General features: G+C 66.7%; 8 protein-coding genes. 6 read left to right on the forward strand and 2 right to left on the reverse strand.

All coding sequences use genetic code 11. The annotated features are described in order from the left end of the window. Positions 1-155: 155 nt before the first annotated feature. From N5C25_RS19580 to N5C25_RS19600, 5 genes are all read left to right on the forward strand, one after another. A complete protein-coding gene (locus tag N5C25_RS19580; RefSeq protein ID WP_251103435.1) occupies positions 156-1331 on the forward strand; it encodes a phosphoglycerate kinase in 1176 nt (391 codons plus the stop codon). Next, positions 1328-1981: an HAD hydrolase-like protein gene (locus tag N5C25_RS19585; protein ID WP_279937703.1), complete on the forward strand. Its 654-nt coding sequence runs from the start codon at positions 1328-1330 to the stop codon at positions 1979-1981. The genes N5C25_RS19580 and N5C25_RS19585 overlap by 4 nt, the downstream gene beginning before the upstream one ends. Positions 1982-2191: 210 nt before the next feature. Then, entirely contained in the window at positions 2192-3658 is a 1467-nt protein-coding gene (gene pyk, locus N5C25_RS19590) for a pyruvate kinase (RefSeq protein WP_021203676.1), read from the forward strand. A gap of 161 nt (positions 3659-3819) precedes the next feature. Beyond that, entirely contained in the window at positions 3820-4824 is a 1005-nt protein-coding gene (locus tag N5C25_RS19595; protein ID WP_019660018.1) for a class I fructose-bisphosphate aldolase, read from the forward strand. A gap of 129 nt (positions 4825-4953) precedes the next feature. Continuing rightward, positions 4954-6102 carry a hypothetical protein gene (locus N5C25_RS19600; protein ID WP_019660019.1) on the forward strand — a complete coding sequence of 383 codons (1149 nt, stop codon included), beginning with the start codon at positions 4954-4956 and terminating at the stop codon, positions 6100-6102. 91 nt (positions 6103-6193) lie between these two features. On the opposite strand, the gene N5C25_RS19605 is transcribed toward N5C25_RS19600, so the two are convergent. Together N5C25_RS19605 and cysK are read right to left on the reverse strand one after the other, a co-directional pair. After that, on the reverse strand, positions 6194-6793 hold the full coding sequence (locus N5C25_RS19605; RefSeq protein ID WP_279937705.1) for an O-acetyl-ADP-ribose deacetylase: 600 nt from the start codon (positions 6791-6793) through the stop codon (positions 6194-6196). 268 nt (positions 6794-7061) lie between these two features. Then, the gene (gene cysK, locus N5C25_RS19610) at positions 7062-8021 is read right to left on the reverse strand and encodes a cysteine synthase A (RefSeq protein WP_005410829.1); all 960 of its coding nucleotides are present in this window, start codon (positions 8019-8021) and stop codon (positions 7062-7064) included. 207 nt (positions 8022-8228) lie between these two features. Here cysK and N5C25_RS19615 point away from each other — a divergent pair, with 207 nt between their 5' ends. Continuing rightward, entirely contained in the window at positions 8229-9212 is a 984-nt protein-coding gene (locus N5C25_RS19615; protein WP_005410828.1) for a LysR family transcriptional regulator, read from the forward strand. Positions 9213-9279: the final 67 nt, after the last annotated feature.

Consider the following 9279-nt stretch of genomic DNA (forward strand, 5'->3'; position numbering starts at 1 on the left):
GAAGCGTCAGCGCTTTGGCAGTTGCTGTTGCTGTTGCCGTTGCCGTTGCCGTGCGCCTCTGCCTGCCGCAGGCATCGACCCTCCCACCACCCGCACCCGATACAATGGCCGTCTGCCGTACCCCGGCATCCCGTCCCCGAGCCAAAGAGTTGCCCATGTCCATCGTCCGCATGACCGACCTCGACCTCTCCGGCAAGCGCGTGCTGATCCGCCAGGATCTGAACGTGCCGATCGAGAATGGCCGCATCACTTCCGAACAGCGCATCACCGCTTCGCTGCCGACGCTCAAGCGTGCGCTGGAGCAGGGCGCGGCGGTGATGGTCACCTCGCATCTGGGGCGCCCGAAGGAAGGCGTGTGGAGCGAAGCCGATTCTCTGGCGCCGGTGGCCCAGCGCCTGTCCGAACTGCTCGGCCGCGAGGTTCCGCTGGTGCGTGACTGGGTCGACGGCGTCGAGGTGCAGCCGGGCCAGCTGGTGCTGCTGGAAAATTGCCGCATGAACGTCGGCGAGGGCAAGGACGATGAAGCCCTGTCGAAGAAGTACGCGGCGCTATGCGATGTGTTCGTGATGGATGCCTTCGGCACCGCGCACCGTGCGCAGGCCTCCACCCATGGTGTCATCCGCTTCGCACCGGTCGCGGCCGGTGGCCCGCTGCTGATGGCCGAGCTGGACGCGCTGGCGCAGGCGCTGGATGCACCGGCTAAGCCGTTGCTGGCCATCGTCGCCGGCAGCAAGGTCAGCACCAAGCTGGAACTGCTGGCCAACCTGGTCGGCAAGGTCGATCAGCTGATCGTGGGTGGCGGCATCGCCAATACTTTCATTGCTGCCGCTGGCCATAACGTCGGCAAGTCGCTGTATGAACCGGACCTGCTGGACACGGCGAAGAAGATCGTGGCCGATGCGAAGGCGCGTGGCGCCGACATTCCGCTGCCGGTGGACGTGGTCACCGCCAGGCAGTTCCTGCCCGACGCTGCCGCGGAAGTGAAGGCGGTCGATGCCGTTGCCGAAGACGACCTGATCCTGGACATCGGCCCGCAGACCGCCGCGCAGTACGCGCAGCTGATCGAGAAGGCCGGCACCGTGGTCTGGAACGGCCCGGTCGGCGTGTTCGAGTTCGAGGCCTTCAGCAAGGGCACCGAAGCGCTGGCCCGCGCGATCGCCAGCTCGAAGGCGTTCTCCATCGCCGGCGGTGGGGACACCCTGGCCGCGGTCGACAAGTTCGATATCGCCGGCGACGTCAGCTACATCTCAACTGGTGGTGGTGCGTTCCTGGAGTTCCTGGAAGGCAAGACTCTGCCTGCAGTGGCCGCACTCGACGCGCGCGGCGCATGAGTGGCGAGCGCGGCAAGGATGTGCTGTTCTTCGACCTGGACGGCACGCTGATCGATTCGCAGGTGGGCATCACCGCCTGCATCGCCTATGCGCTGCAGAAGATGGAGTACCCGGTGCCGCCGCAGGACACCCTGCGGGGCTGGATCGGTCCGTCGCTGCGTACCACCTTCATGCCGCTGTTCGGTGAACCGGCGCGGGTGGAACAGGCAGTGGGTTACTACCGGGAGCGCTTCGATGTCGAAGGCTGGCGCGAGCACACGGTGTACCCGCAGGTGGAGGACACCCTGCGCACGTTGCATGGTCGCGGCCATCGACTGGCGGTGGTCACGGCCAAGAACGAGCCGCATGCGCGCCGCATCCTCGCCCACCTGCCGTTCGGCGGGCTGTTCGAGGAGATCGTCGGTTCGACCCTGGACGGCTCGCGCAGCCACAAGCCGGAACTGGTCGGCGAGGCGTTGCGTCGGCTGCAGGTGCAGCCTGCGCAGTGCTGGATGATCGGCGACCGCCGCATGGACATCGAAGGCGCGCGGCACCACGGCCTGCGCAGTGTGGGCGTGCTGTGGGGCTTTGGCGGTGAGGCCGAACTGACCGAAGCCGGCGCGGGTCAGCTGGCAAGCGAGCCTGCGCAGCTGGAAACGCTGCTGGCCTAGGCTCCTGTAGAGCCGAGCCCATGCTCGGCTGCTTCGGCCTATGCCCAGCCGAGCATGGGCTCGGCTCTACAGAACTGCCTGCGCCGGCGTATGTCCGGGTGATGTCCGTTCCATGACCCGCGAAGACAAGCGGCACAAGGCTGTAACCGTATACATGCGACGTGAAGGATGTGCTAATTTCCGTCCTTTACCGGGAGAGGCCCATTCACCATGTTCGAGCGTCAGCGTCGCACCAAGATCCTTGCCACCCTCGGTCCGGCCACTGATCCGCCGGGCGTGCTGGAGGATCTGTTCCGCGCCGGCGTCAACGTGGTACGCCTGAACTTCAGCCATGGCGACCCCTCCGGCCAGGCCAAGCGTGCCGCCGAAGTGCGTGCCGCCGCTGCCCGCGTGGGCGTGGAAGTGGGCATCCTGGCCGACCTGCCGGGCCCGAAGATCCGCATCGAGCGCTTCGCCGAAGGCAAGGTGCAGCTCAAGGCGGGTGACCGCTTCGACCTGATCGCCAGCACCAACGCCGGCCCCGGCGATGCGACCCAGGTAGGCGTCAGCTACCTCGGCCTGCCGCAGGACGTCGGCCCGGGCGATGTCCTGCTGCTCGATGATGGCCTGATGCAGCTGCAGGTGGTGGAGGTGCAGGGCGAGCGCATCATCAGCACCGTGCTCAACGACGGCGCGCTGTCTGATCGCAAGGGACTGAACAAGCAGGGCGGTGGCCTCTCGCTGGGCGCACTGACCGAGCGCGACAAGGAACTGATCGGCATCGTCGCCAAGATCGGTGTCGACTTCATCGCCGTGTCGTTCTGCCGCAACGCGCAGGACATGAACGACGCGCGCGAGATCGCCCGCTCGCACGGCTGCGATGCCGCGCTGGTGTCGAAGATCGAGCGCACCGAGGCGATCGAGAACCTGGAAGAGATCGTCGAGGCCAGTGACGTTGTGATGGTCGCCCGTGGCGACCTCGGCGTGGAAATCGGCGATGCCGAGCTGCCCGGCCTGCAGAAGAAGATCATCAAGGCCTCGCTTGCGCAGAACAAGGTGGTGATCACCGCCACGCAGATGCTGCAGTCGATGGTTGAAAGCCCGATCCCGACCCGCGCCGAAGTGCTGGACGTGGCCAACTCGGTCATCGATGGCACCGACGCGGTGATGCTGTCGGCCGAGACCGCTGCCGGTGCCTGGCCGGTCAAGGCGGTGGAAGCGATGGCGCGTATCTGCCTGGGTGCCGAGCGCCAGTTCCAGACCGAGACCGACTTCAACGCCTCGCCGCGTAATCTGGAACGTGCCGACCAGGCGATTGCCATGGCCACCATGTTCCTGTCGCAGCACGTGGGCGTGCGTGCGATCGTGGCGATGACCGAATCCGGTGGCACCGCCCGCTACCTGTCGCGGTTCCGCGCCAAGGCGCCGGTGTTCGCAGTCACCCGCCACGACGGCGCGCGCCGCCAGATGGCCCTGATGCGCGATGTGTTCCCGATCAACTTCGACAGCCGCGGCCTGACCCCGCGCGAAGCCGCGCGCGGCAGCATCCGCCTGCTGGTGGAAGCCGAACTGCTGCAGGCCGGTGACCGCGTCGTGTTCACCAGTGGCGAGCACATGGAAACCCACGGTGCCACCAATACCCTGCGCCTGCTGGAAGTGGGAGAGGACGGCCGCGCCATCGGCCTGGGCGACCTCTGAGGCCCGCCGGGGTCGGATCCCCGCAAGGGCTCTGACCCCGTGCCGCAGGACATCGCTTGTCCTGCGCCGACATTGGAATCGTTTCCATTCTGGCCTGCACGCCGGCGCAACGGGCGGCGGGGCTATACTTGTGTTTTTCCCGCACCCGCCACAGGAAGTACATGAGCATCGAACAGCTGGCTGAAACCGCCCAGGCCATGGTTGCCCCGGGCAAGGGCATCATCGCGATCGACGAATCCACCGCTACCATCGCCAAGCGTTTCGCCGGCGTCGGTATCGAGAACACCGAGGAGAACCGTCGTGCCTACCGCGAACTGCTGCTGACCACGCCGAAGCTCAACGAGCACATCTCCGGCGCCATCCTGTTTGACGAAACCATCCGCCAGTCGACCAAGGACGGCGTGCCGTTCGCCAAGTACATGGCCGACCACGGCATGATTCCGGGCATCAAGGTGGACAAGGGCGCGCACCCGCTGGCCGGCTGCCCGGGCGAGCTGGTGACCGAAGGCCTGGATGGCCTGCGCGAGCGCCTGCAGGAGTACTACAAGCTGGGCGCGCGGTTTGCCAAGTGGCGTGCTGTGATCAACATCGGCGAGAGCATCCCGTCGGGCACCTGCATCGAGTCCAACGCCCATGCGCTGGCCCGCTACGCAGCGCTGTGCCAGGAATGCGGCCTGGTGCCGATGGTCGAGCCGGAAGTGATCATGGACGGCGACCACGACATCGAGACCTGCTACGAAGTCACCGAAGCGACCCTGCGTTCGCTGTTCGACGCCCTGTACCAGCAGAACGTGCTGCTGGAAGGCACCATCCTGAAGGCTTCGATGGTCATCTCGGGCAAGGACTGTGAAGAGCAGGCCGATGTCGAGGAAGTGGCCGAGTCGACCGTGATGTGCCTGAAGAGCACCGTGCCGGCCATCCTGCCGGGCGTGGTGTTCCTGTCCGGTGGCCAGAGCGACGAGCAGTCCACCGAGCACCTGAACGCGATGAACCAGCTGGGCAACCTGCCGTGGCCGCTGAGCTTCTCCTACGGCCGTGCCATGCAGCAGGCCGCGCTGAAGCTGTGGGCCAAGGACATGAAGGGCAACTACGCTGCTGCCCAGAAGACCGTGTACGAGCGCGCCAGGGACAATGGCCTGGCCGCGCTGGGCAAGTGGAACGGTTGATCCGTCCCATCGCTGGATGAACAAGGCAGCGCCGGCATCACGCCGGCGTTTGCTTTTGCGGGTATCTTTTCCGCCCCCATGCGCCCGGCCGGTGCGTGGGAACCACATGGAAGGCCAAGGAGAAACAACATGCGTTTGGCAGCAATCACACTGGCCGTAGCCACGGTCCTGGTCGCCGGCGGGTGCAACCGCATCGGTGGCGGCGGTGCCGAGGCAGGCAAGGCCGCGTCGCTCGATTTCGACAAGCCGGTCTCCGGCGAGATCACCTCGCGCAGCGGCATCAACTTCAATGACGGCAGCCATCACCAGCTCTACCAGATCAAGCTGGAAGACAGGGATCTGGTCGGCCTGAAGCTCACTGGTGCCCTCAGCGGCTCGATTGCGGTGTTCAACAACGGCAGCCTGGTATCCACCAGCAACACAGGCTATGAGCGCGAGGGGGACGTCTCGCTGGCTTTCCGTGCCAACGGCAGTGGTACCTACCAGGTGGCAGTCAACGCCGATGGCCCGACCGCGTTCGGCCCTTATCGCCTTCGCGCCGAGAAGCTGAAGCCGTACGACGGCAAGCCGCTGGCGGGCAGTGGCGAGATCGTCGATATGCTGGCCAGCAACTCGCAGGACTACACGTTGCAGGTGGACAAGGCGGGCCTGTACGAGATCCGGCTGGTCTCGGACGCCTTCGACCCGGTGCTGAAGCTGTCCGGGCAGGGCGTGGATGCCGAGAATGACGACGGCGGGGACAGCACCAACTCGCGCCTGACCCTGTCGCTGAAGCCGGGCAAGTACACGCTGACCGCGCGTGGCCTCGGCGACGGCGTCAGTGGCATGTTCACCTTGTCGGCCAATCGGATCGAGCTGCCGGGCAACCTGGTCGATCGCGATGGCACCGCACTGCCGAAGTCCGGCAGCGTGTACACGATGCTCGATAACGATGGCGTCCGCCGCTTCCTGCTGACGCTGGACCGTCCGACCAATGTGCGGCTGGATGCAATCTCCGGCCAGGTCGATACCGTGCTGCGCGTGGTTGGCGGCGATGTCGAACTGACCGACGATGACGGTGGCAACGATACCAACGCACGCCTGGAAGAAGCGTTGCCTGCCGGTCATTACACCGTCGAGGTGTCCAGCCTCAGCAACGGCGCGGGCATGGTGGAAGTGCGTGTGCAGGTGGACGGCGCCAGCGCCGATGGGGCTGCTGCTTCGGCGGCAAGTGCCGCTGCCGACGCGGCCGCTGCTGCGGCCGATGATGCCGCCGCGGTGGAAGCCGCCAGCCGTTGAGCGTGTTCCACACTCCGTGGGAGTGTGGACAACGGCGCAACAGGAAAGGCCGGGCAATGCCCGGCCTTTTCCTTGACGCTGACCGCCGGATTCAGTGCGCGGCGGCGAAGCCCGCATCACCCAGCGGCGACAGCATCGAGCCGCGCGGTTCGCCGTCTGCGCCTTGCCCGGCGGCGCTCAACGCTTGCTGGTACGCCTTGGCCGTCGCGGTATTGAACGCCACCAGCACGATGCGCATCGGCTGCGCATGGCTGCGCTGCCAGGCCAGTGTCTCGGTCACGGCGATCTGCGCCGCCTGGTACAGCGGATAGCCATACACACCGCAGCTGATGGCTGGGAATGCGATCGACTGCACGCCCAGCGATTCGGCCAGCTGCAGCGACTTCCAGTAGCAGTTGGCGAGCAACGCCGGTTCATCGCGCTGGCCGTCGTGCCAGACCGGGCCCACCGTGTGCAGTACGTAGCGTGCAGGCAAAGCGTAAGCACTGGTGGCGCGCACTTCGCCGGTCGGGCAACGTACGCCCGGGCGCAGCTCCGGCAGCTGCACGCATTCGGCCAGCAACGCGGGCCCGGCCGCACGATGGATCGCGCCGTCGACACCGCCACCACCGAGCAGCGTTTCATTGGCCGCGTTGACGATCGCATCCACCGCCAGGGTCGTGATGTCGCCCTGCCAAACTTCGATCTTCATGCGTCCGTCTCCTGCCTGTGAGGTGATCCGCGCAGCATCTGCGCCGGCTGTTCCCACGGTAGGGGACAGGGCATCGATACTGCGTCATGACCGTCTCACGCGCTGCGATCCGACGGCCTTCACGCACGATGGCGGGCGACTCCTTCATGCAGGCTGAAGCAGAAGGGGGGCGGAGCCCTTTCCCTACGGAAAAGGGATCCGACCCTGGGCATGTAACAGGATGGGGTCAGAGCCTTTTCCGGATGCAAGAGGCTCTGACCCCCGGGTGTCACGGCAGGCCGGCCAACCAGTCGTCGTCGGAACCCTCGTTCACATCGGCAAACAGCGGCGTGGAGAAGTAGCGTTCACCGGTGTCCGGCAGCATCGCCAGAATCACTGAACCCGGTTCGGCACGTGCGGCCACGTCCAGTGCGCTGGCCACGGTAGCGCCGGCGGAGATGCCGACGAAGATGCCTTCCTCGGCGGCCAGCCGGCGCGCGGTGGCGATCGCGCGGTCATCTTCCACCGTCAGCAGTTCATCCACCACATCACGGTTGAGCACGTCGGGCACGAAGTCCGGGGTCCAGCCCTGGATCTTGTGCGGCTTCCAGTCATCGCCCTTCAGCAGTGCGGCGCCGGCTGGCTCGGTGGCGATGATGCGGGTCTGCGGACGCGCGACCTTCAGCACTTCGCCCACGCCGGTGAGCGTGCCGCCCGTGCCCCAGCCGCTGACGAAGTAGTCCAGCCGCTTGCCGGCGAAGTCGCGCAGGATCTCGGCGGCGGTGGTGTTGCGGTGATACGCCGGATTGGCCGGGTTGGCGAACTGGCTGGCCAGGAACCAGCCGTGCTGCTCGGCCAGTTCGCGCGCCTTGCGCACCATGCCGCTGCCGCGTTCGGCGGCCGGGGTCAGGATCACCTTGGCGCCATAGGCGCGCATCAGCTTGCGGCGCTCCACCGAGAAGGTCTCGACCATGGTCGCCACGAACTTGTAGCCGCGCGCGGCGGCGACCATCGCCAGCGCCACGCCGGTGTTGCCAGAAGTGGCTTCGACGATGGTGTCGCCCGGCTTGAGCAGGCCACGCGCTTCGGCGTCGAGGATGATCGCCAGCGCCAGCCGGTCCTTGACCGAGCCGCCCGGGTTGAACGACTCGACCTTGGCGTAGACGCTGACCTGCGGCGGCGCCAGGCGCTGCAGCTTGACGATGGGGGTATTACCGACGGTGTCGAGGATGGAGTCGTACAGGGCCATGGAAGCGCTCCGGAAACAGGGCCGCGCCGGACGCCGGCGGGCAGAAGGGGAGGGCTGGCTGTTCAGGCCAGCGGCTGCCGGCTGACCGTAGCGCCGGCATATGACGCCCGGAAATGACCAGATACCTTTCTTAAACAACCTTTGGTTATAAGCTGGTGACGGCAATTGACCCTAGAGTGGACCTCCGCCCCACGCCGCCCGCCTCCCATGACGCTGACCCAGCTGCGCTACCTGGTCGCCATCGCCGACGCCGAGCTGAACATCACGCTGGCCGCCTCGCGCGTGCACGCCACCCAGCCCGGCCTGTCCAAGCAGCTCAAGCAGCTGGAAGACGAGCTCGGCTTCCTGTTGTTCGTGCGCAAGGGCCGCAGCCTGGAGTCGGTCACCCCGGCCGGCACCGAGGTGATCGCCCGCGCCCGCGCGGTGCTGGCCGAGGCCAACAACATCCGCACCTACGCGGCCAACCAGCGCCGCGAGAGCCAGGGCCAGCTGATCCTGACCACCACCCACACCCAGGCGCGCTTCGTGCTGCCGCCGGCGGTGGCAGCGATCAAGCAGGCCTATCCCCAGGTGAGCGTGCACCTGCAGCAGGCCGGTGAAACCGACGCGCTGGACCGCTTGAACCAGGGTGACGCGGATATCGCGATCATCAGCACCGCTGGCAGTGAGCCCACCGATGGCATCGCGGTGCCGCTGTTCCGCTGGCGACGCCTGGTGGTGGTACCCAAGGGGCACCCGCTGGACCGCGCCGGCCGCGCACCGGACCTGGCCGCGTTGGCCCGGCAGCCGCTGATCAGCTACGAATCCTCGACCCGCCCGAATTCCTCGTTGCAGCGCGCCTTCGCTGCAAACGGCCTGGCGCCGGACCTGGCGCTGACCGCGCTCGATGCGGACCTGATCAAGACCTATGTGCGTACCGGTCTGGGCGTAGGCCTGCTGGCCGAGATGGCGGTCAGTTCCAGCGACGAAGACCTGCGCTCGTGGCCGGCGCCGGACCCGATCAGCGAGTGCATTGCCTGGGCGGTGTTGCCGCGCGACCGGGTGCTGCGCGATTACGCGCTGGAGCTGGTGCACGTGCTGGCACCGCAGATTGATCCGCGCGATCTGCGCAGGGTGCTGGATGGCAACCAGGCCGCCGCGTGGCCGGTGCCCCCGACGTGGGAGTCACTGACCCAGACCATCACGGTGTGAGGGGGGGCGAGCAGGGCTTGCAGCCCTGCACCCGCCGAATCAATGGCAACAGCCGAAGCAACAGCTG

The organism is Stenotrophomonas sp. GD03958, assembly GCF_029839005.1.
GTDB classification, from domain to species: domain Bacteria; phylum Pseudomonadota; class Gammaproteobacteria; order Xanthomonadales; family Xanthomonadaceae; genus Stenotrophomonas; species Stenotrophomonas hibiscicola.